The sequence below is a fragment of the Streptomyces sp. V4I2 genome, from assembly GCF_030817655.1.
Classification (GTDB): domain Bacteria; phylum Actinomycetota; class Actinomycetes; order Streptomycetales; family Streptomycetaceae; genus Streptomyces; species Streptomyces plumbiresistens.
The window spans coordinates 453,939-479,955 of sequence record NZ_JAUSZM010000003.1 but is presented as its reverse complement, the minus strand read 5'-3'; the positions used below and the strand labels follow the sequence as shown (position 1 = coordinate 479,955).

General features: G+C 69.3%; 20 protein-coding genes and 3 pseudogenes. 7 read left to right on the top strand and 16 right to left on the bottom strand.

The genetic code is table 11. From position 1 onward, the window contains the following. Positions 1–332 precede the first annotated feature (332 nt). The 6 genes and pseudogenes from QFZ76_RS02900 to QFZ76_RS02875 form a co-directional block, all read right to left on the bottom strand. Positions 333–1,118, bottom strand: a complete 786-nt coding sequence (locus tag QFZ76_RS02900; RefSeq protein WP_307672185.1) for an ABC transporter ATP-binding protein — start codon at positions 1,116–1,118, stop codon at positions 333–335. Further along, a pseudogene (locus QFZ76_RS02895) lies at positions 1,094–1,267 on the bottom strand (ABC transporter permease); the annotation flags it as partial. The gene QFZ76_RS02900 and the pseudogene QFZ76_RS02895, both read right to left, overlap by 25 nt. Before the next feature lie 31 nt (positions 1,268–1,298). After that, positions 1,299–1,550, bottom strand: coding sequence for an integrase core domain-containing protein (locus QFZ76_RS02890; RefSeq protein WP_307672184.1), 252 nt, complete (start codon positions 1,548–1,550; stop codon positions 1,299–1,301). A gap of 3 nt (positions 1,551–1,553) precedes the next feature. Beyond that, positions 1,554–1,907: a DDE-type integrase/transposase/recombinase gene (locus tag QFZ76_RS02885; RefSeq protein ID WP_373464495.1), complete on the bottom strand. Its 354-nt coding sequence runs from the start codon at positions 1,905–1,907 to the stop codon at positions 1,554–1,556. Further along, positions 1,908–2,006 (bottom strand): annotated as a pseudogene (locus QFZ76_RS02880) (IS3 family transposase); the annotation flags it as partial. Positions 2,007–2,264: 258 nt separating this feature from the next. Continuing rightward, a complete protein-coding gene (locus tag QFZ76_RS02875; RefSeq protein WP_307672183.1) occupies positions 2,265–3,098 on the bottom strand; it encodes a PIG-L family deacetylase in 834 nt (277 codons plus the stop codon). Positions 3,099–3,725: 627 nt separating this feature from the next. On the opposite strand from QFZ76_RS02875, the gene QFZ76_RS02870 reads away from it, so the two are divergent. From QFZ76_RS02870 to QFZ76_RS02855, 4 genes and pseudogenes are all read left to right on the top strand, one after another. Further along, a complete protein-coding gene (locus QFZ76_RS02870) occupies positions 3,726–4,100 on the top strand; it encodes a hypothetical protein (protein ID WP_307672182.1) in 375 nt (124 codons plus the stop codon). Between the two features lie 83 nt (positions 4,101–4,183). Beyond that, the gene (locus tag QFZ76_RS02865; RefSeq protein WP_307672181.1) at positions 4,184–5,317 is read left to right on the top strand and encodes an IS630 family transposase; all 1,134 of its coding nucleotides are present in this window, start codon (positions 4,184–4,186) and stop codon (positions 5,315–5,317) included. Between the two features lie 228 nt (positions 5,318–5,545). Then, the gene (locus tag QFZ76_RS02860; RefSeq protein ID WP_307672180.1) at positions 5,546–6,517 is read left to right on the top strand and encodes an ATP-binding cassette domain-containing protein; all 972 of its coding nucleotides are present in this window, start codon (positions 5,546–5,548) and stop codon (positions 6,515–6,517) included. Further along, positions 6,514–7,330 (top strand): annotated as a pseudogene (locus QFZ76_RS02855) (ABC transporter permease). Before QFZ76_RS02860 ends, QFZ76_RS02855 begins: the two are co-directional and overlap by 4 nt. Here the strand turns inward: QFZ76_RS02855 and QFZ76_RS02850 are convergent. Beyond that, positions 7,311–10,460, bottom strand: coding sequence for a BTAD domain-containing putative transcriptional regulator (locus QFZ76_RS02850; RefSeq protein ID WP_307672179.1), 3,150 nt, complete (start codon positions 10,458–10,460; stop codon positions 7,311–7,313). The pseudogene QFZ76_RS02855 and the gene QFZ76_RS02850 overlap by 20 nt on opposite strands. A 448-nt stretch (positions 10,461–10,908) precedes the next feature. Between QFZ76_RS02850 and katG the strand changes: the two genes are divergently transcribed. Continuing rightward, entirely contained in the window at positions 10,909–13,098 is a 2,190-nt protein-coding gene (gene katG, locus QFZ76_RS02845) for a catalase/peroxidase HPI (protein ID WP_307672178.1), read from the top strand. A 211-nt stretch (positions 13,099–13,309) separates the two neighbouring features. Here katG and QFZ76_RS02840 read toward each other — a convergent pair whose 3' ends face one another. Beyond that, positions 13,310–13,702 carry a VOC family protein gene (locus QFZ76_RS02840; RefSeq protein ID WP_307672177.1) on the bottom strand — a complete coding sequence of 131 codons (393 nt, stop codon included), beginning with the start codon at positions 13,700–13,702 and terminating at the stop codon, positions 13,310–13,312. A 504-nt stretch (positions 13,703–14,206) separates the two neighbouring features. On the opposite strand from QFZ76_RS02840, the gene QFZ76_RS02835 reads away from it, so the two are divergent. Then, positions 14,207–15,430 carry a transposase gene (locus QFZ76_RS02835; protein ID WP_307679914.1) on the top strand — a complete coding sequence of 408 codons (1,224 nt, stop codon included), beginning with the start codon at positions 14,207–14,209 and terminating at the stop codon, positions 15,428–15,430. Positions 15,431–15,851: 421 nt separating this feature from the next. Here the strand turns inward: QFZ76_RS02835 and QFZ76_RS02830 are convergent, their stop codons facing one another. The 4 genes from QFZ76_RS02830 to QFZ76_RS02815 all read right to left on the bottom strand — a co-directional run bounded on the left by QFZ76_RS02830 (position 15,852) and on the right by QFZ76_RS02815 (position 19,320). Continuing rightward, positions 15,852–16,001 (bottom strand): hypothetical protein, encoded by a 150-nt coding sequence (locus tag QFZ76_RS02830; protein ID WP_307672176.1) that lies wholly within the window; start codon positions 15,999–16,001, stop codon positions 15,852–15,854. Positions 16,002–16,405: 404 nt separating this feature from the next. After that, positions 16,406–16,549, bottom strand: coding sequence for a hypothetical protein (locus tag QFZ76_RS02825; RefSeq protein ID WP_307672175.1), 144 nt, complete (start codon positions 16,547–16,549; stop codon positions 16,406–16,408). Between the two features lie 253 nt (positions 16,550–16,802). Further along, positions 16,803–18,023 carry a metallophosphoesterase gene (locus QFZ76_RS02820; protein WP_307672174.1) on the bottom strand — a complete coding sequence of 407 codons (1,221 nt, stop codon included), beginning with the start codon at positions 18,021–18,023 and terminating at the stop codon, positions 16,803–16,805. Between the two features lie 748 nt (positions 18,024–18,771). Continuing rightward, positions 18,772–19,320, bottom strand: a complete 549-nt coding sequence (locus QFZ76_RS02815; protein WP_307672173.1) for a MarR family winged helix-turn-helix transcriptional regulator — start codon at positions 19,318–19,320, stop codon at positions 18,772–18,774. Between the two features lie 63 nt (positions 19,321–19,383). On the opposite strand from QFZ76_RS02815, the gene QFZ76_RS02810 reads away from it, so the two are divergent. After that, positions 19,384–20,097 carry an SDR family NAD(P)-dependent oxidoreductase gene (locus QFZ76_RS02810; protein ID WP_307672172.1) on the top strand — a complete coding sequence of 238 codons (714 nt, stop codon included), beginning with the start codon at positions 19,384–19,386 and terminating at the stop codon, positions 20,095–20,097. A gap of 262 nt (positions 20,098–20,359) precedes the next feature. Here the strand turns inward: QFZ76_RS02810 and QFZ76_RS02805 are convergent, their stop codons facing one another. The 4 genes from QFZ76_RS02805 to QFZ76_RS02790 form a co-directional block, all read right to left on the bottom strand. Beyond that, positions 20,360–23,761, bottom strand: coding sequence for a S8 family serine peptidase (locus QFZ76_RS02805; RefSeq protein ID WP_307672171.1), 3,402 nt, complete (start codon positions 23,759–23,761; stop codon positions 20,360–20,362). 453 nt (positions 23,762–24,214) lie between these two features. Then, entirely contained in the window at positions 24,215–24,670 is a 456-nt protein-coding gene (locus QFZ76_RS02800; RefSeq protein ID WP_307672170.1) for a DUF6069 family protein, read from the bottom strand. Beyond that, positions 24,654–24,959 carry a hypothetical protein gene (locus QFZ76_RS02795; RefSeq protein ID WP_307672169.1) on the bottom strand — a complete coding sequence of 102 codons (306 nt, stop codon included), beginning with the start codon at positions 24,957–24,959 and terminating at the stop codon, positions 24,654–24,656. The genes QFZ76_RS02800 and QFZ76_RS02795 overlap by 17 nt, the downstream gene beginning before the upstream one ends. A gap of 5 nt (positions 24,960–24,964) precedes the next feature. Next, entirely contained in the window at positions 24,965–25,963 is a 999-nt protein-coding gene (locus QFZ76_RS02790) for an RNA polymerase subunit sigma-70 (RefSeq protein ID WP_307672168.1), read from the bottom strand. Between the last annotated feature and the right edge of the window lie 54 nt (positions 25,964–26,017).

Sequence of the window (26,017 nt, the reverse complement as noted above, 5' to 3'; positions counted from 1 at the left end):
TCCGCGACGCCCACAGAGAAGTGGTCAGTTCCGGCTCTGCATCACCGTCCGCGGTGGGGCATGCGGGGCGCGGTTCCGGTCCTGCACCGCGGTCAGGTCCCACACCCGAGGGCGTCAAAGGCCTCTCCGCCGCCTCGCGGCATCCTCGGTCGTTGTTGTATGACGAGGATACGGTTGCCTCGCGTGCGGTGCCGCTCTGCGCAGTGCCTTGGCCCGCGAATGGTCCGGATCTTGGATTGGAGGAGGAAGCAGGCTGGCCTGCAGCCGGAGATGAGGCTTAAGAGCACTGACCAGACGTAATGTCGCCCCGATCGAATTGCGCCTTCAAAGGTTCAGGTGCAGTTGCCGTCGCTCGGTCGTGCCGGGCTGCCCTCCTCCACGAGGTCCACGCCCAGCTGGGCGAGCACGCGGTCGCGCAGGGCCGCGTACTCGGGGCTGCCGTGGCGGCGCGGTGCCGGGAGCTCCACGGGGAGGTCGGCGGCGATCCGGCCCTGGTCCAGCACCACCATCCGGTCCGCGAGGACGATCGCCTCGTCGACATCGTGCGTGACCAGGAGCACGGCGGGCCGGTGCCGCTCGCACAGGCGGCGCAGCAGGATGTGCATCCTGATCCGGGTGAGGGCGTCCAGCGCGCCGAACGGTTCGGCGGCGAGCAGCAGTTGGGGTTCGCGTACGAGAGAACGCGCGAGCGAGACGCGCTGCTGCTCCCCTCCGGACAGCTCGACGGGCCAGGCCCGCTCGCGCCCGTCGAGACCGACTTCGGCGAGGGCGGTCCTGCCGCGCTGTTCGGCGTCCGGTCCGGTCAGGCCCAGGACAACATCGTCGAGCAGTCGCTTCCAGGGCAGCAGCCGGGCGTCCTGGAAGACCACGGAGACGTGGTCGGGGGCGGCGAGTTCGCCGCTCCCCGCCACTTCGTGGTCGAGTCGGGCCAGGGCCCGCAGCAGCGTGCTCTTGCCTGAGCCGCTGCGCCCGAGCAGGGCCACGAACTCCCCTGGAACAATGCTCAGTTCGAGCCCGTCCAGCACCTGGCGCGCGCCGAAGGAGCGCACCAGATTCTCGATCCGCACGGTTGGCGCGAGGTCTTTGGCCGTCGTCAGTCCGCCAGTGTGCGCCGCCATGTCAGCGTCCTCCTCTCCACGAGCCGTACCAGGGCGTCGGAGAAGAGCCCGAGGAGTCCGTACGCGACGAGGCCGACGAGGATGATGTCGGTCTGTCCGTACGTTCGCGCGAGCTCCATCATGTAGCCGATGCCGCTGGTCGCGTTGACTGTCAATCCCCTGGTTGCGTAGAGACTTTGGTTAAGCAGCCCGGCCTTCCTGATCGGTCCCCGCTCGCGCCTCCTGGATGATCCGTTCGAACTCGACGGGTGGCCTCCCGCCGGCCGTGCTGTGACGGCGTTTCGTGTTGTAGAAGTCTGCGATCCACGTGGCGGTCTTCAGCCTCGCCTCGGCGCGGGTGGCGAAAATGTGCCGGTGGGCGTACTCGACCTTGAGGACCGAGTGGAACGACTCCGCGGCGGCGTTGTCCAGCGCCGACCCGACGCGTCCCATCGACTACCACGCCCCAGCGGCCGCACAGCTGCCGGAACGACCGGTTGAGTCCAGGCTCGCTGCCGCGGTCCGTGTGGAAAATGACGCAGCGCACGTTCCCGCCGCGGGTGGCCGCCGCCATGTGCGGGCGGCGACGACCAGTTCGCCATCGTGATGTGCCCCCATCGCGTAGCCGAGCAGGCGGCGGGAGAAGAGGTCGATGACCGTGGCCAGGTACAGCTTGCCCTCACCGGTGTCGATCTCCGTCATGTCCCCGCACCAGACCAGGTCGGGTGCCTCGGCGGTGAAGTCCCGCCGCACGAAGTCCGGGGCGGCCTGCCGTTTCCCCAACCGAGTCAGCCCCCGCCGTCTGCGCACCTTCCGCGCGACCAGGCCGAACTCGGACATGATCTTCGCGATGGTGTTCACCGAGACCCGCCAGCCCTGCCTTACTAGCCTGATCCAGATCTTCGGCGAGCCGTGGGTGCCGCTGAGTCGTCGAACTCCTCCCTCACCGCTTCGATCAGATGCTGTCTGCGTAGCTCACGCCGGGTGGGCCGGCGGGTGCGGTGCTTGTAGAACCACGCCTCGCTTACGCCCAGAGCGCGGCAGGAGACGCGGTGCGGAATGCCGTGCTCGGTCGCGTGGAAGCCTCCGTAAGCCTCCGGGGGTGTGACGCGCTCGATCGCGCTGTGCGGCCGATGAGCTTTCCCGGGACCGGGTCGGACGGGCGGATCAGCGCAGTCCGGCGAAGAGATCGTTCTCGGGTACGGCGGCGCCGGTGGCGTCCTTGACACGTACGAAGGTCTCTATGCCCATCAAGTCACCGAACCTCTCCTTGCCCATCTTGAGGAAGAAGATGTTCTCGCCCTGACTGGCGTGCGCGGCCAGCGCATCGAACTTCTGGCCGCTGAACGCGGTGGTGTCCACCCACGTGGTGATCTCATCGTCGGGAAGACCGATCTCGGCCATCGCGGCGGCCTCGGCAGGATCCGGCTCCGGCATGTCCTCATGGAACTCGCGCACGATCTCCCCGAACCGCCGCATCATCGAGCGGGGCATCGTCGTCCAGTACACCTTCGGTGTCAGCGCGGTCATCTCCAGCGCCGCCATCGTGATGCGGTGGGCCTGGATGTGGTCGGGGTGGCCGTAGAAGCCGTTCTCGTCGTAGGTGACGACCACATCGGGTCGGTAGTGCCGCATGAGTTCCGCAAGTCGGGCGGCGCCTTCCTGCACGGGGGTCTGCCAGAAGGATCCGGGGGCGTCGTTGCTCGGCCAGCCCGCCATCCCGGAGTCGGCGTAGTCCAGCATCTCCAGATCGCTGACCTTCAGGACGTCACAGCTCGCCTGGAGTTCTTGACGGCGTATCGAAGCGACGGCCGCCGGATCGTGCCCGGGATCGCCCGGCTTGGCACCACCCGGTCCGTCACCGCAACCGCCGTCGGTACACGTCACGAGAACCGTGCGGATGCCTTCCGCCGCGTACCGCGCGAGGACCCCTCCGGTTCCGGTGGCCTCGTCGTCGGGGTGGGCGTGTACTGCCATGAGCGTCAAGGGCCGGTCAGTCATGAAAAAGTCCTCCTGCAGAAATACGTCTTGGTCCGAGTGCGCGGCGGGCCTACCGCGATCCCGGGGCCGGATTCTGGAGCCCGGACCCCGGTGGGCGGACGACCTTGTGGTCTCCGTGTTCCCCGTCCGTGCGGCGCGGTGCCTCGGTCGATGCAACAGTGCCTGCTGGACCGGCTGTTCCCGACGCGGCCGTTTGGCCTTCCAGGCATCGGCGTTCCCACGCGAACGAGGTACAGGCGGTACCTGCACGTCTCAGCGCCACGTCGGATCCGGCTTCGATCCGGCACCAGGCCCGAGATCCGGACACGGAATTTGAGAGCCTACAGATATAGGTTCTCGCAGCCCGTGGCATTGCCCGATGCCTCGACCTGCGGTTTCTCGGGGTGTCCCACGACCGGTGGCATGCCTTCTGTCTCACGGTCATGTCATTTCCTCGGGCACTGACCACGGTTCCGCAACTAGCACCGACGTGCTTTGTCGAGTCTCAGCGTGAAGCTTGACAATTCGGCGTCGGGTGATGCTTGACGTCTGACCCAGACGATCTCATGCCGCAGGGCGGCTTCGTCTCGCTGTTCGATAGTCCCCTGCCCCGTTGGGTGGTCCTCGAAGCGACAGTAGTGTTCCCCCATGGCGGAGGCGGAGATGGCCCGGCGGGCGCCCAGACAGCTCACCGAGATGCGCGATGTGTACGACCTCCTGGAGGAGGTGCGACTACGCCCGGGGATGTGGGTGCGAGGTAGTTCGCTGCAGCATCTGAGTTCCATGCTGTTCGGCTATCACGTGGCGTTGAAGGTTCACGGCGCCGAGGAAGAGCTTGACTTCCGGCAGGGCGGCCCGTTCGCCGACTGGCTGTGGCCGCGGCTGGGGTATGAGTACCAAAGCTCGCTGGGCTGGGCGATCGAGATCGAGCGCACGGCCGAGGCCACGGACCGGCCCGCGATCGAGCTGTTCTTTGAGCTGCTCGACGAGTTCCGTGCCGAACAGGGCCTGCCAGGCGTCTAGTGCCGCATCAGGCATCGTTCGCCCTGTTGTGACGCGCCGTCCGGGTGTCGGTCCGGGCGGCGCGGACACGCCATGCTGTCCTCGTGGCAGAACGAGTACAGGTTCGGGAGATCGATGACGACGAGGGCCGGCGGCTGCTGCGGATCATCCGCAGAGGCACCGGGTCGGTGGTGACCTGGCGGCGGGCCCAGATGATCCTGCTGTCCGCGCAGGGCATGCCCGTGGCGAGGATCGCCGAAGTGTCGTTCACCAGCGACGACCGGGTCCGCGATGTGATCCACAACTTCAACACCGATGGCTTCGACTCCCTCTACCCCAAGTACAAGGGCGGCCGGCCGAAGACCTTCACGCTGCCCGAGCGCCGCGAGATCAAGAAGATCGCCAAGTCCAAGCCCACCGAGCACGACCTGCCGTTTTCCACCTGGAGCCTGACCAAGCTGGCGGACTTCCTGGTCGCCGAGGGGGTGGTCGACGACATCAGCCACGAGGGCCTGCGCATCCTGCTCCGCGAGGAAGGCGTCTCCTTTCAACGCCTGAAGACCTGGAAGACCTCCCGAGACCCGGACTACGCCGCCAAGAAGGCCCGCGTCGAGCACCTCTACGCGATCGCCGACGGCGAGGTGATACCCGAGGACGACGAGCCCGAAGTGGTCTTCTGCATGGACGAGTTCGGTCCGCTCAACCTGATGCCCCACCCCGGCCGGCAGTGGGCCGAGCGCGGCGGCAGGCACAAGGACCCCGACCGCGACCCCCGCCGCAGACGCCGGGCCACCTACAACCGCTACGGCGGAGTACGGCACCTGTTCGCCGCCCTGGACCTGGCCAAAGACAAGCTCTACGGCCACATCAAGCCGATCAAGAGGCGGACGCAGTTCCTGGAGTTCTGCCGCTACCTGCGCACCCTCTACCCGGTCGACGTCCGCATCGCGATCGTCTGTGACAACTTCTCCCCGCACCTGACCACGAAGAAATGCCAGCGGGTCGGCACCTGGGCGGCCGCGAACAACGTCGAAATCGCCTACACCCCGACCAACAGCTCCTGGCTCAACCGCATCGAAGCCCAGTTCACCGCCCTGCGCTACTTCACCCTCGACGGCACCGACCACGCCACCCACAAGGAACAGGGCAGCATGATCCGCCGCTACATCATCTGGCGAAACCACCACGCCGACGACCAGCGCCTACGCGCCGTCGTCGACAGGGCGAACGTTGCCTGACGCGGCACTAGCTACAGTAGGGCGATCGCGGGAGCGGAAGGGCAGAAAGGCTCACCCGCCCGGCAGACGGTGAGCCTGCCGACCGGCAGCCCTGCGCCACTGCTCGCCCCGTCCGCACAGGTCAAAGACACAGCGACACGCCACAGCTACCCGAGGCAACCCCCGGTTTCAGGGCGCTGAATGCACCCTGAAACCGCGCTGAATGCACGCTGCCCCAACCTCTGCGCCATGACGACAACGACATCCCGCTCACTCGCCATCGCGGCCAAGGGGCTGGCCAAGGCCTACGGGGACAAGACAGTCCTAGACGGTATCGATCTCGCTGTGCCGACCGGCACCGTCTTCTCCCTGCTCGGCCCGAACGGCGCCGGCAAGACCACCGCCGTGAAGATCCTCTCCACCCTCATCAGGGCCGACGCCGGCGAGCTGCACGTCGGCGGCCACGACCTGGCGGCCGACCCGCAGGCCGTGCGGGCCGCGATCGGTGTCACGGGGCAGTTCTCCGCCGTGGACGGGCTGATCACCGGCGAGGAGAACATGCTCCTCATGGCGGACCTGCACCACCTGTCGCGCGGTGAGGGCCGCCGTACTGCCGTCGAACTGCTGGAGCGCTTCGACCTCACCGAGGCGGCGAAGAAGCCCGTCTCCACCTACTCCGGCGGCATGAAGCGCCGCCTGGACCTCGCCATGACGCTGGTCGGCAACCCGCGGATCATCTTCCTCGACGAGCCGACCACGGGTCTCGACCCGCGCTCCCGCCACAACATGTGGCAGATCATCCGCGAACTGGTCTCCGACGGGGTGACGGTCTTCCTCACCACCCAGTACCTGGAGGAGGCGGACGAGCTCGCCGACCGCATCGCGGTGCTCAACGACGGCAAGATCGCCGCCGAAGGGAGCGCCGGCGAGCTGAAGCGGCTCATCCCGGGCGGACATGTCCGGCTCCGCTTTACTGACCCGGCCGCCTACCAGTCCGCCGCCGTCGCGCTGCGCGAGGTGACCCGGGACGACGAGGCGCTGGCGCTGCAGATCCCCAGTGACGGCAGCCAGCGCGAGCTGCGCGCCATCCTCGACTGGCTGGACTCCGCCGGTATCGAGGCGGACGAGCTGACCGTGCACACCCCGGACCTCGACGACGTGTTCTTCGCCCTGACCGACGGTGCCGGCGTCCCTGATCAGCCCAAGGAGACTGTCCGATGAGCGCTCCCCTGGCTCCCGCCCGCCCGACCCGGATCTCCCTCGCCGTGCGCGACTCGTCCACGATGCTGCGCCGCAACCTGCTGCACGTGCGCCGCTACCCGTCCATGACGCTGAACCTGCTGCTCACGCCGATCATGCTGCTGTTGCTCTTCGTCTACGTCTTCGGGGGCGTGATGAGCGCGGGCATCGGGGGCGGCGGCGCCGACCGCTCGGACTACATCGCCTATCTCGTCCCGGGCCTGCTGCTGATGACCATCGGCAGCACCGTGATCGGCGCCGCGATCTCCGTCTCCATAGACATGACCGAGGGGCTCATCGCGCGCTTCCGCACGATGGCGGTCTACCGCGGGTCCGTGCTGGTCGGGCACGTCGTCGGCAGCGCGGTGCAGGTGCTCGCCAGCCTGGTCCTCGTCGGTGCCATCGCCGTGGCCATCGGCTTCCGGTCCACGGACGCCACCGCCCTGGAGTGGCTGGCGGCGTTCGGACTGATCGCACTGTTCACCCTGGCGCTCACCTGGATCGCGGTCGGGATGGGCATGGCCAGCTCGAACCCCGAGGCGGCCGGCAACATGGCGACGCCGCTGATCCTCCTCCCGCTCATCTCGTCCGCCTTCGTCCCCATCGACGCGATCCCGGGCTGGTTCCAGCCGATCGCCGAGTAAGCCCTTCACGCCCGCCATCGAGACCCTGCGCGGCCTGCTGCTCGGCACCGGGATCGGCCACAACGGGTGGCTCGCGCTCGCCTGGTGTCTCGGCCTGACCGCACTCGGCTACCGCTGGTCGACCTCGCTGTTCAACCGAGACCCGAAGTAGCCGCTACGACAGCGCGGGCCGCCTCCCGCAGCTCATCCCGCTCCAGGGCGGCGTACTCCGACACCGCATCGGCGTACGCCGCCCTGGCCGTATTCCCGGCCGCCCCGACCGCCTTCCGGGCGCGGTCCGCCGACATCGTCGGCTGGAACTCGCGCAACACCCGCAGCCGTTCTGCCAGCGCGATCATCCGCACGGCACGGGCCTCGCCGGAGGCGAGCCCTGCCATGCCGAGCGCGTGGAGCACCGTCCCGAACAGATGGAGATCCATGGGCGAGGCGGACGGACCGGAGAGCAGGGTCCGCAGCCCCTGCCGCAGCCGGTGGACCGGCTCCGCGACCAGCTCGAGGCGGCCGGCGTGCGCGTGTGCCGTCACCGCCACCGACTGGATCTGCAGGGCCCATCGGTCGAGGAAGGGGTCGCCGCTGTGCATCGAGCCGAACCCGGCTACCTGCTCCGCGGCGCTGCGCCACAAGCCGAGCCCGACCTCGGTCAGTCCGCGGGCGAGCGCGATCTCGGCACGGCCGCCGAGGTCGGAGAAGTCGTCGTCCTGCGGCGTGTTGCCGTCCTCCGCCTGCCGCAGCCAGTACTCGGCCTCATCGGGGTCGCCGCGCTGCAGGCAGGCGAGGGTGAGGCCCCAGCGGACGCCGATGAAGTCGTGGAAGTCGTGCTCGCCGCCGAGCCGCGGCAGCGCCTCGAGCACCGCCTTGAGGTATCCGTACGCGGCCTCGCCCTGCTCCGTCTTCAAGCACAGCTCGCCCAGCCGGGCGTAGCCCATGACCCGCAGGAACGGGTTGTCGACCGGCGCCAGTGCGATGATGATCCGGCGCGCAGAGGCGAGCGCCCGGTCGATGTCGTGCTCGTACTCCCAGACGTAGGTGGCGACGCACTCCGCTATGCCGGCGAGCAGCGGCTGCTCGCTCTCACAGAGCTCGTGCAGCACTTCGTAGTCGGGAGGCAGCATCTCGGGGAACGCGTTCAGTACTACCGCGATGGCGCGCAGCAGCGTGTCCGGCGGGGCCGGGGGCAGCCGCCTGAGGGTGACGAGTTGGCGTACGACGTGCGGGCCGTAGCCCATGAACAGGCTCGTCGTGCACAACACCGCGGCGGCGCGGGCGACTTCGACGTATTCGGGCTCGGGGTAGTAGTGCGACAGCGGCGGGCCGGTGTCCGCGGCGAGGGCGGTGAGTCGGGGGTAGTTGTTGCCGATGGACCACAGGGCGGCGAGGACGGCGGTGAGGGCGGCGATGGTGGGGCCGTCCGTACGGGCCAGGGCGTGCCGCAGGGCCAGCACGAGGTTGTCCTGCTCGGCCCTGATCCGCTCCCAGGCGGTCAGCGGTTCCGCGCGGAAGAGCCAGTCGTGGTACGCGACCCCGAAGTCCCGCGCCCAGGCGAGGAACCGGCCGATGGCCTCCTCTTTTTCACCCGCCTCCGCACGCCGGGCCGCGCTGAACTCCCGTACGGTCTCCAGCATCCTGAACCGCACGCCGGCCGGGGTGTCGACGACGGTGAGCAGCGACTGATCGGCCAACTGCTCCAGCAGGAACAACGCGTCCTCGCCCAGCACCTGCTCCGCCGCCTCACCCGAGAAGCCGCCGGGGAAGACGGACAGCGTACGCATCGCCGCCCTGGCGTCCTCGGCGAGCAGGTTCCAGCTCCAGTCCACGACCGCGTGCAGCGTGCGGTGGCGCTCCGGCACGTCCCGTGCCCCGCCGCGCAGCAGCGCGAACCGGTCGCCGAGGCGGCGGGCGATGTCCGGCACTGAAAGGACCCGCACCCTTGCCGCGGCCAGCTCCACGGCGAGCGGCAGCCCGTCGAGGTGGCGGCACAGCTCGGCCACCGCGTCCGGTGGCAGCTCCACGCCGGGCCGGGCGGCCCGGGCCCGCTGTGTGAACAGCTCGACCGAGGTGTCGAGAGCCAACTCCGGCAGCGCGTACACCGCCTCCGAGCTGAGACCGAGCGGGGCCCGGCTGGTGGCGAGCACCCGCAGGTCCTTCGAGGACGCGACCAGGGCCTGTACGAGGTCGGCGGCGCCCCGGATGACCTGCTCGCAGTTGTCGAGGACCAGCAGAGCGGGCCCGGAGCCGAGTACGCCGAGGACGCCGGACACCGGGTCGGCCGAGGCGTGGCTGCTCATGGCGCCGTGCCGCCCCTCGCCCACGCCGAGCGCGGAGGCCACCTGCGCGGCCACGTCCGCGTCCGCGGTGACACCGGCGAGCGGCACGAAATGCACCACGCGCTGCTCGGCCCGGCGGCTGACGGCGTGCGCGAGCCGGGTCTTGCCGAGGCCGCCGGGGCCGACGACGTTGACGGCGCGGGAGGCGCGCAGCAGCCGCTGCACCGCCGCGATGTCCTCGTCCCGCCCCAGGAGCGGGTTCGGCTCGTGCGGCACACCGTGCCGGACCACGGGTGCCTCGCCGCGCAGCAGTTCCCGCTGTACGGCCTTGAGCGTGGCGCCCGGATCCGTGCCGAGCTCGTCGCGGAGCTCACGGCGGTATGCCTCGTACCGCGTCAGCGCGGCGGACGGGCCCGCCGTCGCTGCCTCGCCGCGCAGCAGCTCGGCGAGCACTTCCTCGTCGCGCGGATGCTCCGAGGCGGCCACGGCCAACGGCCCTGCCGCCTCCGCGTGCCGGCCGAGGCGGGCGAGCGCGAGCGCCCGCGCGCGAATGAGCGTGCGGCGGACGGGGGCGCGCTCGGTGCGCAGCGCGGCTACAGGGTCGCCGGGGTCGTACGCCTCGTCAGGGGTGCCCTCCCACAGCGCGAGCCCGGCCTCGGCCGCGGCCAGCGATCCCGCGTGGTCCCCGGCCCTGGCCCGGTCCGCGCTCGCGGCGGCGTGCAGCAGCAGAGCGGAGCTGTCGACCTGGTCCTCGGCGAGGGTGAGACGGTATCCGGTCGGCGTGCCGGCGATGACGTCGGCGCCCAGCTGAGCCCGCGCCCTGGACACGAGGACCTGCACCGCCTTCGCCGGCCGCTCCGGTAACTCGTCCGGCCACAGCCCCGCCACGAGCCGCTCGGTGCTGCAGCCCGTGCGCAAGTCGCCGGCGAGCAGCGCGAGGAGGCCGCGGAGCCGGGGCGCGGTGATCTCCTGTCCGCGATGGGCGACACGCGGCAGAAGGGTCAGGTCGGTGGTCACGGGTGCAGATTAACCAAGTCGCCCGCCACTACGAGGGCGCACAGGGATCGCACCCACCCACGGCCTCAACCCAAAAAAAGTGTCCCGGACCTGGCCCGACGCTTCCCTTCCGCCATCTCATCACGCACCCCGCCCGCTCGCGGAACGGGCCGGGCGGGGCGAGGGAGCGGTGACGCGGCCGGGGAGGGCATCGACAACACCCCGGCTGCATGGCCGAACTCGCCGGTGTGCCGGGCCGTCTGCTCCACGGGTGTGAGGTCAGGCGCCTGGCCCCGTCGGCTCGGAAATCGACTTCCAAGCAGGAAAGAAGCCTTTGCTCGCACGTTTGTCATGCGGGGTGCTCTGCGTGTTTCGTGGCGGTGCCGTCTGCGGTGCGCGACCATACGGACGCCGACATCACATTCATCGGCATGGTGCGTGGAATCACCGAGACAGAAAGAAGGACGACGTGTCCGGTAGCGAAAGCGAGAACCCGGCAATCGCCTCCCCGACCCCCACGCCGACTCGGCCCAGGACGAACCGGGACTGGTGGCCGAATCAGCTGGACCTTCAAATTCTCCACCAACACTCGTCCCACTCCAATCCGATGGACGAGGACTTCGACTACGCGAGAGAGTTCGCGACCCTCGACCTCGACGCGCTGAAGCAGGACGTCTTCCAGGTAATGACGACGTCACAGGACTGGTGGCCTGCCGACTACGGCCACTACGGGCCGCTCTTCATCCGGATGAGTTGGCACGCCGCGGGCACGTACCGTGTCGCCGACGGCCGGGGCGGTGGCGGCAGCGGCGCTCAGCGCTTCGCCCCCCTCAACAGTTGGCCGGACAATGCGAGCCTCGACAAGGCACGCCGTTTGCTGTGGCCGGTCAAGCAGAAGTACGGTCAGAAAATCTCCTGGGCCGACCTTCTGGTCTTCGCCGGTAACTGTGCCATGGAATCAATGGGATTCAAGACGTTCGGGTTCGGATTCGGGCGAGAGGACATCTGGGAACCCGAGGAGATCTTCTGGGGGCCCGAGGACATCTGGCTCGGAGATGAGCGCTACAGCGGCGACAGGGAACTCGCCGCTCCCTTCGGTGCCGTGCAGATGGGACTGATCTACGTCAATCCGGAGGGGCCCAACGGCAACCCGGATCCGATGGCCGCCGCCCGGGACATTCGCGAGACATTCGGGCGCATGGCGATGAACGACGAGGAGACGGTCGCGCTCATCATCGGTGGCCACACGTTCGGCAAGTGCCATGGTGCGGTCGATCCCGCGTACATCGGCCAGGAACCCGAGGCCGCACCCATCGAGCAACAGGGCCTCGGCTGGCGGAACTCGTACGGCAGCGGAAAGGGCGCCGACGCGCTCACCAGTGGGCTCGAGGGCGCATGGACCGCCGAGCCGACCAGGTGGGACAACGGGTACCTGGACAACCTGTTCAGGTACGAATGGGAGCTGACGACGAGCCCCGCCGGTGCCAAGCAGTGGACTCCCACGGATCCTTCGGCCAAGGGCACGGTGCCCGATGCTCATGATCCGTCGAGGAGGCACGCTCCCATGATGCTGACGACGGACCTCGCGCTGAAGCTGGATCCGATCTACGGCCCGATCTCGAAGAGCTTCCACGAGAATCCGGGCAGGCTCGCGGAAGCCTTCGCCAAGGCGTGGTACAAGCTGTTGCACCGCGACATGGGACCCGTCACGCGCTACCTCGGCCCGTGGGTTCCCGAGCCGCAACTGTGGCAGGACCCGGTCCCTGAGGTCGATCACCAACTCGTCGTGGACGAGGACATCGCTGCGCTCAAGAGCAGGATCGTCACCGCAGGACTGTCCATCTCCCAGCTGGTCACCACCGCTTGGGCGTCCGCGGCGAGCTTCCGCGGCACCGACAAGCGTGGCGGGGCCAACGGGGCACGGATTCGCCTCGCGCCGCAACGGGACTGGGAGGTCAACCACCTGCCCGAGGTGGCCGAGGTGCTGCAGAAGCTGGAGCAGATTCAGCAGGACTTCAATCTCTCACATGCCGGCGGCACGAGGGTCTCGCTCGCCGACCTGATCGTCCTGGGCGGGTGCGCGGCCGTCGAGCAAGCCGCGAAGAACGCCGGTTACGACATCACCGTCCCGTTCGCACCGGGGCGCACGGACGCCTCGCAGGAACAGACCGACGTGGAGTCGTTCGCCGTGCTCGAACCCAGGGCCGACGGATTCCGGAACTACGTCCGCGCGGGAGAGAAGTTGTCGCCGGAGACACTCCTGCTGGACCGCGCCAACCTGTTGACGCTGACCGCCCCCGAGATGACGGTGCTGATCGGCGGCATGCGGATCCTGAAAACCGGCTACCAGCGATCCTCACACGGCGTCTTCACGCACCGGCCGGAGACACTGACCAACGACTTCTTCGTCAACCTGCTCGACATGGGCACGGAGTGGAAGGCGTCGACTTCGGACGAGAACGTGTTCGAAGGCCGGGATCGCGCCACAGGCGAGCTCAAGTGGACCGCTACCGCGGTCGACCTCATCTTCGGCTCACACTCCCAGCTTCGAGCCGTCTCGGAGGTCTACGCGTCCCAGGACGCGGGACACAAGTTCGTGCGTGACTTCGTGGCCGCGTGGGACAAGGTGATGAACCTCGATCGGTTCGACCTCTCCTGACCCCCCGATGTCCCGGCCGGGGCGGTGACGCCGATCGCTCAGAGGTCCCGCAGCGCTTCCACGGTGGGCACGCGCGCTCCACCCCCAGCACGCGTGCCCGCCGCCCAGAGCGGCACTCGAACCAGAGCGGCTCTGCGGCACCGTGGGGTACCCGACCTGTTCCCGCAGCCGGAGAGCGACATCCGAGCAATGCGGGACCGGGCCCCGATCGTCAATGCTCCTGGAGTACGGAGAGAACGTTCCCGGCGGGGTCGGTGAACCAGGCGATCGCCGCAGGGCCGCCGTCACCGACGCGGACCACGCCCTTCCCGTCATGGTCGAATCCGGGATAGCGCTCAAGGCTCACGCCGCGCCGCTCCAGTTCATCGACGGCGGCCTCGATGTCGTCCACAGGGAAGTTGAGAATCGTGAACGTTGCGGGGGTGTGGGTCTCCTTCGGGTAAACGAAGACACGCGCGCCGCTGCCGAGTGTGAGGGTCAGCATCGCCATGTCCCCCTGCCCGGTCTCCTCCACCTGGAGACCGAGAGTCTCACCGTAGAACCGGCGGGCCTCGCCAAGGTCGTCGACCGCGAAGCCGCTGAACGCCTGCGACTGTCCGAACATGCCGTATGTCTCCTTCACAGGTGAGCCGTCACGAGATCTCAGGGCACACCACACGCACCACAGCCAACGGCACGCCACGCGGTCGACGCCCGGATGGTCGTGCGCCCTTCACCCTCACCGAGCGACGGCCGGCCGCCGCCTGTGCTCCGCCGACGGACAGTCGCCGGAGCCGATCACCATCGACCCCGTACAGACCGCACCGGGATTCGGCCTCCCCGCGACCGTCACCATGCTGCCCATCGGGGAAGTCCGCCAAGGCGAACAGGAGGAGGCTCAATGATCGCGGACATGCTCAACTGGAAACGGCTACAGCACGGTCTCCGCTACCGGGATTCATTCGCATTGCCCCGGCGTTCACGCCGGGGGTGAAGCGAATCTGATGGTTGCGACGCGGAGCGTCGCGGTGTCCTTCCGGCGGAGCCGGACTGGGCTGCGGGAGCGGTGAGGGTTCGCACGAATGTTCCGTCGTGACGGTGTGCCTGCGACATGTCCAGTGTGATCGTCATGCAGCTCAGGTACGCCTTCAGGTTGTACCCGGACACCGGCCAGCGCATCGCGCTGTCGAGGGCGTTCGGGTGCGCCCGCGTCGTGTTCAACGACGCGGTGCGTGCCCGTGAAGACGCCCGCAAGGCCGAGCAGCCGTTCCCCAAGGCCGGGGAGCTGTCCACGCGCCTGATCACCCAGGCCAAGCGGACAGCGGAACGGTCCTGGCTGGGCGAGGTCTCCGCCGTCGTCCTCCAGCAGTCCCTGCGGGACGCCGAGACCGCGTACCGCAACTTCTTCGCCTCCCTCAAGGGCACCCACAAGGGGCCGAAGACCGGTTCGCCCCGCTTCAAGTCCCGCAAGGATGCCCGGCAGTCGATCCGGTTCACCGCCAACGCCCGCTGGAACATCACCAACAGTGGCCGGCTGAACCTGCCGAAGATCGGCGCGGTGAAGGTGACGTGGTCCCGCACCCTGCCCACCATCCCCACCTCGGTCACCGTCATCAAGGACGCGGCCGGGCGGTACTTCGCGTCCTTCGTCATCGACACCGACCCCGCCGCCGACGCGGCACGGATGCCCGAAACCGACCGCACCATCGGCATCGATCTCGGCCTGACCCACTTCGCGGTACTGTCCGACGGCACGAAGATCGACTCCCCGCGGTTCCTGCGGCGCGCGGAGAAGAAGCTGAAGAAGGCCCAGCGGGAGCTGTCCCGCACACAGAAGGGATCCAAGAACCGCGAAAAGGCCCGGCTCAAGGTCGCTCGTGCCCACGCCCAGGTCACCGACGCCCGCCGCGAGTTCCACCACCAGCTCTCCACCAGGCTGATCTCCGAGAACCAAGGGATCGCCGTGGAGGACCTGTCGGTGGCGGGACTGGCCCGCACCAGGCTGGCCAAGTCCGTGCACGACGCCGGATGGTCCTCGTTCGTGAACATGCTCCAGTACAAGGCGGCAAGATACGGGCGGACTCTGGTGAAGATCGGCCGGTTCGAGCCGACCTCCCAGACCTGCTCCACCTGCGGCGTCAAGGACGGGCCCAAACCCCTGAACGCGCGGGAATGGACCTGTGCCGCCTGCGGCACGGTCCACGACTGGGACCACAATGCCGCAAAAAATGTGAAGACGGCCGCCGGACTGGCGGCATCGGCCTGCGGAGCGCCGGTAAGACCGGGAGCAATCCCGGCACAGCGCGAAGAAACAGGAAGCCACGGATTCCCGACCCAAGCCCGTGCCGCCTAGCGGCACAGCAACAAGTCGAGAAGGCCAGAATCCTCGGGCTTCAGCCCGAGGTGCAAGTCAATCCAAGCGCCACACGTGGATCGTGCGGTGCTGGAAGCCGACGGTGGCCCGGGTGCGGCCGTCGGGACTGAAAGCGAGTTGGCTGATCGCCTCCACAGAGGGCCTCCAGGATGGCCCGGCCTTCGTGGGTGCACGCGCTCCAGACACGAAAGCCCGCGTAGTCGTGCGGTGAGCACGCTCTTGCCGTCCGTGCTGTAGGCGAGGCCGGCGACGGAGCCGATGTGCCCGGTGAGCGGTCTGCCGTTCTCCTTGCCGGTGGCCGCGTCGAAGAAGAACACCTCTGTCGAGTCGTTCGCGACAGCCAGCGTCCCGCTGTCGGGACGGGTGGTCTCCCAGAGCCCTCCGCCACCTTCGGATCCGGCTACCGCGAAGGAACCGCCAGACGCCAGCTGAACCGCCGCCCCCGCCGCGACCACCCCGCGCCGAAGCCGGGACGGCGCCCGCCCGCGATGTCCGGGTGGGTGGCCGAGCGGGCGCAGACCATCCCGTACACCTGCCCGTCCGTGGTCATCAGAGGTAGGCCAGTCGCCGGGGCGGACGGGAGAGCGGATCTGGTAGACGTCGGCGAGGTGACCGAGAACTCGTAGACATCGAAGCCGGCGGTGTCCGTCGGGTCGCCACCCTCGCGGCCCGCAGGTCGAGGCCGCCGTTGCGGGTATCCGGCGGCCACGGCGGAGCTGCGTCGCGTCGTCCTCGGCGAGGGAGAAGGCCGTGGCATTCAGCCCGGGGACGCGTGGCACCGCGGCGCCGGTGCCCGGGTCGTACAGGACGAACGGTCGCGGGCAGCCACTGTCCCGTCCGCCGAGCGGATCCACGGACGGTCCGCGCTGGCGACGACATGGGCGTTGGCCATCACCAGGCCGTCGCCGTAGACGAACCGTTGCCCTCGGAGCCCCGCCCGGTGTCGCCGACCCGTCAGGTGACCTCCACCCTGCTCTGCTGCGCGACACATGTCGCCGTGGCGATCACGGCGTCGCCGGACGGCTCGGCGACCCCGGTGGCCGGCTCGCACTGGAACGGGTTGAGCACTCGCGGGAAATCGGCCTCAGTGAGCACCATAGAGGCCCGGTCGACCTACCTGACCTTCTGCTGGGGCAGCTGGTCGGCCAGGGTGTGCATGGTTGTCGACTCGCGTATCTGACGCTGCATGGCGGTCTAGGTGTACGGGGATCCCGCCGCGGTGGCCGAACGACGCCGAACTGCCCAGCATTGGATACCGCGTTCTGGGATGAGATGGCCGACCGCCGGCGTCCGCGCATGGGAGGACGAGACAGGTGAACCGGTCCATGAGAGATGGTCGGCCCGCTCCGTGTTACGGCGTGGGAGGCCGCTGCGGGGAGCGGAGTACGAGCAGGGTGATCTCGCTGGGGGCGAAGACGCGGAACGGCGGGCCCCAGAAACCGGTGCCGCGGCTGGTGTAGAGGAGGGTGCGGGTGCCGTGGCGGCTGAGGCCGGCGACGGCGGGCTGGTCGAGGCGGACGAGGTGGTGGAAGGGCCAGATCTGGCCGCCGTGGGTGTGGCCGGAGAGTTGGAGGTCGATGCCGCCTGCTGCCGCCCGGTCGACGAACTTGGGCTGGTGGGCCAGGAGCAGGACGGGCAGGTCGGGGTCGGCGCCGTTCAGGGCTCCGGCGAGGTGGGCGCGGTGGCCGGCCAGGCCGGAGGACTCGGCGGTGACGTCATCCACGCCGGCGATTACAAGGGTGTCGCCGCCGCGTTCGAGCAGCAGATGACGGTTGCGCAGCGGCTCCCAACCCAGCTCGTCCATAAGGTCGACCCAGCCCTGGGCCTCGCTGTAGTACTCGTGGTTTCCGGTGACGTAGACCCGGGCCCGGGTGGCGCGCACGGTGCTGAGCGGAGCGGCCTGGGCGCGGCGGCGTTCGGCCGTGCCGTCCGCGATGTCGCCGGTGTGGCAGACCAGGTCGGCCTCCAGGGTGTTGACCTTCGCGCAGACTTGCGCCGACCAGCGGGCGCGGTCGAGCGGGCCGTAGTGGGTGTCGGTGATGAGGACGACGCGGGTGCCGTCCAATCCGGCTCCCAGGCGCGGGAGTTGTACGTCGAGCTGGCGCACCCGTGGTACCCGGCGGGCCTCGGCGTACCCCCAGGCGAGCAGCACGCCGGCTACGCCGAGGACCGCCCAAGTGACGATCCGGGCCCGGTCCTGACCGCCGCCTACGCCGGCCACCGTCAGGGCGAGGCGCAGCAGGACACCGAGCAGGACGGACCAGGTGAACAGCACCCAGCTGGTCCCAAGGAGGGTGTCTCCGACGATCGCCGCCCAGTCCTGCTGCCGCCGGCCGTGGCCGCGCACCATCGCGAGTGGCATAGCGATCAGACCGAGGACGAACAGGGCTGTGCCGCCTGTCGCCACGGGGAGCGGCCAGTGCTGGCCGGCGTGCAGCAGCACCCAACAGGGCACGGTCCACAGCAGGACGGGAGCGATCAAAGGGATGTAGCGCATCAGGCGGCGTAGTCGGCCCTGTTGGGGCGCATGCGCCGCACCGTCCGCGGATCGGGTTTCGCTGGTGGCGGTCACGCTTCCCCTCCTCAAGTAACCAGACTGCCGACCCGCGCACTGTATCCGGTCGTCCTGGGGGACGTCTTGCCGATCATTGACGCCCATTTCATCGGCAACGTGCGCGACGGGGCGACCGGCCCGGAGCTGACGTCCTGCGTGGTGGTCGCTGCGGCAGCCGGACCGGCCGCGTAAAGAACGGCCGAACTGACGGCCGCCGCCACAGCTGAAACGGCAGCACCCATGGTTCTGAGACGCATGAGCCCCCCTCACGTTGATCTACGGCAGACGGCAGACGGCAGACGGGAGCGGCCTGGCAACTGTGCCACGAAGTGCATTCCCTGCTGATGGTTGTGCGTTCACGGCGGGAGCAGTTTTTTGTGCCTCTTCGCCGGACTCCTGGTCATTAGACATGGCATGCACAGGACCTACGAGGTCCGTTCACTCACTTGCCTGCCAGGGGAGTTGTATGACGGGGTGGCGCGATGGAGGCGTGCGGCCTGCCCGACCGGTTGGCTGATTCTTGACCGCTCCCCTGCCTTTCCCTGACCAGCGGCTCACCGGGGCATTGATGCGACCGAAGTTGTCGACCGGCAGTTCATCGCGGTAGCCCGCCCGGTGAAGGAGACCGCCGCCGCTGGGCGGGTGTTGTGGGACCTGACGGCTGCCTCCTGCACGGAGCCCCTTGTGGGCCGCTGCCGACCTCTTCTACGGCGGCTGCTCTGAGCCTGCTCTTTGGTACGTGTCCTCATGGGCGGAGCCGAAGGGTTCATCTTGCTTCGTGGACCGTGCGTTGTCGGACGTCGGCCATCAATTTGTCCAGCAACTCGATGAGCGAGGCGCGTTCGTTGGCTGACAGGCAACTGACGAGGGTGGCCTCTCGGCCGAGCACGGTGTCGACGGATCGTTCGATGAGTGCGTGTCCTTCGGCCGTGAGCCGCACCAGGACGGTTCGGCTGCCGCTGGGCCCTGGGGTGCGCTCGACGAGGTCGTCCTGTTCGGCCCGGGCGACGCGCTGAGAGATCGCTCCGGCGGTCACCAGTGTCCGCCGGGCGAGCTCGCGGGTGCTGAGGGTGTAGGGCGGACCTGAGCGGCGGATGACGGACAGCAGGTCGAGGGTGGCCGCGTCGATCCCGGCATCCCGCAGGGCCCGGTTGCGGTCGTCGGCGAAGAGCTTGGCCAGCCACCAGATAGGCGTGACGATCTCGATCGACTCGGTGGGGGTGCCGGGTCTCTCCCGTCTCCAGGATGCGGCGATCTCGGCTGGGGAATGGGCGGGTCCGGGTCCTCGCGGCGAGGAGGGGAGGGCGTCGGCCATGGTGCGATCCTCTGTCCGCGTCGACTACGTTTAGATCTAAACGTAGCACCGGCAGGAGGAATCTTGACTCGCATTGTTCTCGTCACCGGAGGCACCAGCGGCATCGGCCGAGCCATCGCCGCACGGTTCGCCGCCGACCAGGCAGAGGTCTTCATCACCGGACGCAACCCCGACACCGTCGATGTGGCCGCCAAGGAGTTGGGGGTGCATGGCGTCGTCTGCGACGCGACCGTCACCGGGCAGGTCGCGGAGCTTGCCGCCCGGCTCGACGAGGTGGATGTCCTGGTGAACGCCGCCGGTGGCCTGTCTCGGCCGACCGGCGACGGAATGACCCTGGACGAGGTGCTCGCCCTGTGGCATGCCAACCTGGCGCAGAACCTGCTCACCGCGGTGCTGACCACGGCCTCGGTCAAGGACAGGCTCACCGGCGGAAGTTCCGTCGTCAGCATCGGTTCGATCGGTGCCGAGCGCGGAGGAGGATCCTACGGCGCGGCCAAAGCCGCTCTGGGCGCCTGGAACGCCTCGCTGTCCGCCGAACTCGCCCCACGGAATGTCACGTGCAACGTCATCTCGGCGGGCTACATCGCCGGCACCAACTTCTTCAACGGTCAGCTGAGCGACGAACGTCATCGCGAGCTGGTGGAGGAGACGCACAACAAACGACCGGGCACGGTGGATGACATCGCACAGACGGCATACTTCCTCGCGTCGCCAGGGGCCCGGCACATCACCGGCCAGACTGTCCACGTCAACGGAGGCGCCTTCACCACGCGGTAGCGCCCGTCGGCGCGGTCGAATGGTGCCGCCGAACATGTTGCCCGTACGGGGACTGGTTCCGGAGCCTGATCGCCGGGCTCCGGCGCCGGAAGGCTGCCCGCGCTACCCGCACTGTCGCCGACCTCCAACACGACGTCGGCCCCCGAGACACAAGTCTCGGGGGGCCGACCCAAGATCCCGCAGCCGGATGCGCCAACAGGGTCTGGAGTACGCCGGGGCTGAACGGGATCACTCCCGCTCAGTCCTCAGGAGCGGTACGGAGTTACTGGGCGACGGTGAGGTAGGCCCGTTCGATCGTCTGGACCATCGTGTTGCCGGCCCGGTCGGTCAGCTTGGCCCGCAGCGAGACGGAGCCCGCCTTCGCCGGGTGGGTCAGCGACAGGTGCGTACCGCCGACCGTCTTGGCGGGCTGCCAGGTGGCACCCTCGTCGTACGACACGTCGAAGGCGAGCTTGGCGGGCCGCTGGCCGGCCGCCGCGCCCGCGACGGTGAAGGGCACCGTGAACCGCTTGCCGGCCTTCGCCGTGCTGGACAGGCTCAGGTCGGGCGAGAAGCGGATCACCGACAGCGGGAGCGCGGTGATGTCGTCCTCCGGGGTCGTGGCGGAGCGGAAGGTCCACTCCGTCCGGACACGGGTGCTGACCGGATACACCGCGGGATCACGTGAGGAGTCCACGGTCAGCTTGTACGCGCTGTCCTGGGCGGGAACGGTGAACTCGGTGAGCTCGGTCACCGGGACGCCGTACTCGTCGGGGATTTCCTTGCCGTCCGCCTCCAGCTTGCTGCTCACCGAGGTGTAGCCGCTGATGCCCCAGTGGCCGGAGCCGTCACCGAACTGCGGCAGATAGGCCCTGATGACGTTCCCGTACCGCACGATGCCGGGGAATCCCTCCTCCGGTCCGGGGTGTCCGGTGCCGTTCAGGACCGGGCCGAAGACGCCGACGTTGAACCGCTCGGTGTAGTTCCGACCGGCCTGCCAGGTCCTCGGCATCCGCATCAGGAAGTTCTCCCAGACCGTTTCGCGGCCGTCGCCGCTGGTCTGCCAGGTACGGAAGGACCATTTGACGTCGTTGGCGAGGATGTAGTCCGTGGTGCTCAGCGGCAGGTCGCCGCGCAGGTCGTGGGAGCCGAAGACCAGGCTTCCGTCGGGTGCGTGGGGCGACACCTCGACCTGGACGCGCCTGCCCTCGACGGGTACGCCGACCTGGAGGTCGACCTCGGCGAGCTGCTTCCGCTCGATGTCGGCGGCGAAGCCCTCCAGCTTGCCGGGGCGGTTCCAGGCCAGGTGGTAGGTGACCGGCCGGCCCTCGTCGTCCTCGCGGGTCCAGTCGCCGGCGAACACGGCGGACGCCTGGTCGGCGGACGGCTCGGGTCCGAGCTGTCCGAAGCCCGCGCCCTGGAAGGTCGGCAGGATGAACTGCATGATGCCCGCGCGCAGGCCCTCGCCCCGGTCGTAGGTGTAGAGGACCATGGCTTCGGTGTTCTCCGCCGCCGCGTCGGGCACGGTGACCTCGACCGGCCGCGTCTGCCGTGCGTCGACCGTGACGGTGGTGTCCCCGTCCAGCGTCAGCTTCGGCTGCACCAGCATGGCGTGCGTGGCGGAGTCGAAGGACGGGTGGATCACCCCGGTGAGGGTGTAGTCGCCCTTCGGCAGCCGCACCGTGAGCGCGCCGTCCTGCTCGTCGGCGTAGGTCTCGTAGAAGTCGCCGTCGTAGGCCGAGACGGAGGTGGCGGCGTCGCCGGTCGGCTCGCCGTTCTCGTCGAGGTGCTTGAGCGTCAGACTGTACGACTCCACCTCGCGCTCCACGCCGACAGCGGTACGCGCCTGGACCTTGCCGTCGGCCGAGACGGCGGCCACCGAGCCGCCGAAGGAGCCGTCGGCGGTGCCGGCGCGGGTGTCGACGGTGACGGAGGCGCTCGCCTCGCCGCCCGCCGGGACGGTGACCTGCTGCGGCGACACGGCGAACATGCCCTCGGCGGCGGGCTTGCCGTCCACGGAGAAGGCGTCGACGGACAGGTCGAGGGTGACCGGCTCCGTATCGAGGTTGCGGTACGTCACTTGCTTGGTCGCCGGAGCGTCGTCGCCGTGCGGCCACTGCTGGACACCGAAGTCGAGCGGCTGTTGCTCGGTGACGACGCGCTGCTCCAGCGCCCGGCCCAGGTCGGTACGGCCGGTGCCCTGCTGGAAGGAGCTGTACGAGCCCGGCTTCGCGGAGCCCGTGAGGACCGCCTTGATGCGCTCGCCGGTCCAGTCGGGATGCTGCTGGGCGAGGATCGCGGCGGCGCCCGCGACGTGCGGGGTCGCCATGGAGGTGCCCTCGATGGTGAGGTAGCCGGGTATGTCGGAGGGGTACCACTCCTCCAGGGCGCTGCCGGCGGCCGCGGCGGCCGTGATGGCGACGCCGGGCGCGGTCAGGTCGGGCTTGACCCCGCCGTCCCCGACGCGCGGGCCACGGCTGGAGAAGTCGGCGAGCTCGTCGGCCTTGTCGACCGCGCCGACGGTGAGCGCGGCGTCGGCGCTGCCGGGTGAACCGACGGTCTTTTCGCCGTACTCGCCGTCGTTGCCCGCCGCGATGACGAAGAGGGAGTCGCTCTCGGCCGAGAGCCGGTTGACCGCCTCCTCCATCGGGTCGATGCCGGGCAGGTCCGTGCCGCCGAGGCTGAGGTTGACGACGTCGGCGCCCTGGGCCACCGCCCACTCCATGCCCGCGATGATCCCGGAGTCCGAGCCGAAGCCGTCGTCGGCCAGGACTTTGCCGTTCAGGAGCTTGGCACCCGGGGCGACACCCTTGTACTTGCCTCCGTCCTTGGCGCCCGTACCGGCCGCGGTGGACGCCACGTGGGTACCGTGGCCGAATGAGTCGCCGGTACCGGTGGACCCGGAGAAGTCCTGCTCGGCGATCACTTGGCTCGCGAGGTCGGGGTGGGTCGTGTCGATGCCGGTGTCCAGCACGGCGATCTTGATACCGGTGCCGTCGTAACCGGCGGCCCAGGCCGTGGGCGCGCCGATCTGCGGCACGCTCTTGTCGAGGCTCGCCTTGCGCCTGCCGTCGAGCCACAGCTTCTCAACGGCGGTGGAAGCGGTGAACTCCGTCGTTCCCTCGCCCTTGTCGGCGGTGCCGGTGCCGGTCACCGCGTTCCAGAACTCGGCGCCGCGCTTCTTCACGGGACGTATCGACTTGCCGTTGACGACCGGAAGCGAGCGGCCGATCTTCGCCCCGGCCCCGGTGAAGGGGGTCATCGAGGGCGCCTTCTTGCCCCGGAAGGTGACGATCAGGGGTACGTCGCCGCGGCCGGCGTCGTCGTACCCGTCGGCGACCAGCTGCGTCACGTCGAACAGCCGGGCGTCCAACTTACCCTGTGCCAGCAGCAGTTCGGCATCACCGGGCACGACCTGGGTGTGTCCGGCGACCACCCGGACGGAGAACGGCACCCGCTCCCGGCCCTCCGCCCGCATCACGCCGGTGACCTTTCCGGCGCCGTCCAGCATGACCCGGTCACCGGTGACGAGGGTCACTGTCTTCACTGCCTGGGCGGTACCTGGCGCCTTGGACATACCGGCCGCCTCGGCGGTCATGACGGTACTGGCGCCGCTCGCGCCCTGGGCCACCCCGCCCGGAACACCGGCCAGCAGAAGGGCCGTGGAGGCCACCCCTGCCGCCACGGCCGCACGCCTTGGTCTCGCGGGTCTCGCGGGTGTCGCGGGTCTCGCGTGTAACTCCACCTGAACTCCTGACACTTCGACATCGGACAGTGGCCGTCCCGCGTACGCCGACGGCTCGCACCAAGAGACGGACGGGGGCGGCGTCGGGTTGGAAAAACATCCGACTAGTTTCTGACGACGTGTCAGTGGGCGGTCCTCCACAGACCCCCCTCCTGCACCTCTCGGCCAGCACAGAAGCGGTCCGGGCCCGAGGGGGCCCGGCCGTTCGACCGAGGCGGTACTGCCCTTCGGGGCAGGAGATTGGGCTGCCGGGACGCGCGGAGGCGCTGACTTTCTCCTCTGCGCGCGCGGGACGCGTTTGAGAAGTGCCTCCGACGGTGGCGGCAACAAGGACCTTGACAATCCTCCTTCTTGCTGGCCAGAGGTACTTTCCGCCCTCCCCTTGAGGGATCGTCATTCGGTCCGGATACGGAGGCTCCGCGCCAGGGTGGGGATCATCACCGTCGCAGGGATGAGGTGCAGCCCGAGGAGGGCGGTAGTGGTGGCGGCGCTTGCCCCGGAGAGGAGGGGCGGGAGCAACGAGATCGCGGTCAGCGACACTGCCGTCCACACGAATCGCTCGGCGGGGCGAGCGCTCCAACGAAGAAGAGCGGCGGCAATGACGATGCCCACGACCGAGAAGAAGCCGGTCACCACGGCGAACCCGGACAACGGGATCGTCTCGCCACCATCGGGGACCTCGAAGTCGACGCCAACGGCCTGGGCAAGCGCAGCGGCGAGGGCGGTGGCCACCATCGCTGCGAGCGTGGCAATGATGCCGGTGCCGGCGAGCCCGCGGAGTCGGTGGGTGCGGCTGGTCCGGCCTGATGCCGGGCCTGCGACGCCCCCGGTGTCATTCGTGCTGTTCATGTCGCTCCTCCGTCAGTGACTGGCGCTCCGGGCGTGCTGACTGGCAGGTGACGGTCCTGGCCATGGGGGTGACGATGCGCACCTTCGCCGTGCGACGGCCGGGGTTCCGCAGGGCGCGGACCCCGGTGCCGCGGAGCCAGAACCCGGCGTCGTGTCCGAGGACCGGCCCGGGCTCGCCGTCGCGCAGCTCCAGCTGCACCCGCCCGCGGGTGACGACGCCGAACGCGTCGTACCACTGGGCCGTGACCACCGCTACACGCGCGCCACCGCGCAGCACGAGCGTCCACACCGGGACTACTCCGTGCCGTCCGCCGGCAGGCGCTCGGGCAGCCCGAGCCGCGGGAACTGGTCGTCGTGGAAGATGACGATCTCGGTGATCGCCCCGCCGGTGACGCGCAGGACGTCGATTGTCAGTGGCAGGTACGCGCCCTCCTGCTTCTGCCAGAGGTAGAAGGCGACGGCGGGCTGCCGGTTCACGGAGGTGGGGACGGCGCGCAGGCCCTTCATTCCCTCGAAGCCGTCCTCGATCCAGTCGTTCACCACCGCGTCGCGGCCGACGTACAGGCCCGGTGTGGGCGGCATCGAGCAGCGGACGTCGTCCCGCAGCATCGCGGCGAGCGCCGGGATGTCCGTGGCCACGCTGGCGTCGGTGAAGCGGCGCACGAGCTCGCGCATCCCGGCGTCCTGTTCGCCGCCGGTCCAGTCCTGCCGCTCGGCGGGCAGGTGCTCCCGCATGCCGGCGCGGGCGCGCTGCAGCGCGCTGTTCACGGAGTTGACGGAGTCCCCGAGGAACTCCGCGACGTCCTTCGCCGGCCAGCCGAGCACGTCCCGCAGGATCAGCACGGCCCGCGGGCGCGGCGCGAGATGCTGGACTGCGACCACGTAGGCCAGCTCGATCGTCTCCCGCGCGACGGCGACGGTCTCGGGCTCGTCCGCGTCGCCCGCGAGCAGCTCGTCGAGCAGCCGGTCCGGGTACGGCTGCAGCCACAGCACCTCGCCGCCGGTCGCAGGCTCCGGGCGGCACTTGGCGAGCAGGTCCAGGCAGGCGTTGGTGGCGATCCGGTACAGCCAGGCCCGGAACGTCGACCGCCCCTCGAAGGTCTCCCGCCGCCGCCAGGCACGGAGGAACGTCTCCTGCACGGTGTCCTCGGCGTCCTCGAACGACCCGAGCATCCGGTAGCAGTGCACGTGCAGCTCCCGCCGGTGCCGCTCCGCAAGCCCCGAGAACGCCGGCTCGTCGACCTCGCCCAACCCGCTCACGCCCAACTCCTCCAGCCGCGTGTCCGCACTCATCACGTCATCCTTCCGCCTCGTCGTGCTCCGTCGTAGGTGTGACGGCTGCCGGCG

Bases quoted from the DNA above. Each gene is read 5' to 3' on its own strand.
- QFZ76_RS02900 (WP_307672185.1), bottom strand. From the start codon at position 1,118: ATGGCGGCGCACACTGGCGGACTGACGACGGCCAAAGACCTCGCGCCA.
- QFZ76_RS02890 (WP_307672184.1), bottom strand. From the start codon at position 1,550: ATGGGACGCGTCGGGTCGGCGCTGGACAACGCCGCCGCGGAGTCGTTC.
- QFZ76_RS02875 (WP_307672183.1), bottom strand. From the start codon at position 3,098: ATGACTGACCGGCCCTTGACGCTCATGGCAGTACACGCCCACCCCGAC.
- QFZ76_RS02870 (WP_307672182.1), top strand. From the start codon at position 3,726: ATGGCGGAGGCGGAGATGGCCCGGCGGGCGCCCAGACAGCTCACCGAG.
- QFZ76_RS02860 (WP_307672180.1), top strand. From the start codon at position 5,546: ATGACGACAACGACATCCCGCTCACTCGCCATCGCGGCCAAGGGGCTG.
- QFZ76_RS02840 (WP_307672177.1), bottom strand. From the start codon at position 13,702: ATGTTCGGACAGTCGCAGGCGTTCAGCGGCTTCGCGGTCGACGACCTT.
- QFZ76_RS02835 (WP_307679914.1), top strand. From the start codon at position 14,207: ATGCAGCTCAGGTACGCCTTCAGGTTGTACCCGGACACCGGCCAGCGC.
- QFZ76_RS02830 (WP_307672176.1), bottom strand. From the start codon at position 16,001: ATGACCACGGACGGGCAGGTGTACGGGATGGTCTGCGCCCGCTCGGCC.
- QFZ76_RS02825 (WP_307672175.1), bottom strand. From the start codon at position 16,549: ATGGTGCTCACTGAGGCCGATTTCCCGCGAGTGCTCAACCCGTTCCAG.
- QFZ76_RS02815 (WP_307672173.1), bottom strand. From the start codon at position 19,320: ATGGCCGACGCCCTCCCCTCCTCGCCGCGAGGACCCGGACCCGCCCAT.
- QFZ76_RS02800 (WP_307672170.1), bottom strand. From the start codon at position 24,670: ATGAACAGCACGAATGACACCGGGGGCGTCGCAGGCCCGGCATCAGGC.
- QFZ76_RS02790 (WP_307672168.1), bottom strand. From the start codon at position 25,963: ATGAGTGCGGACACGCGGCTGGAGGAGTTGGGCGTGAGCGGGTTGGGC.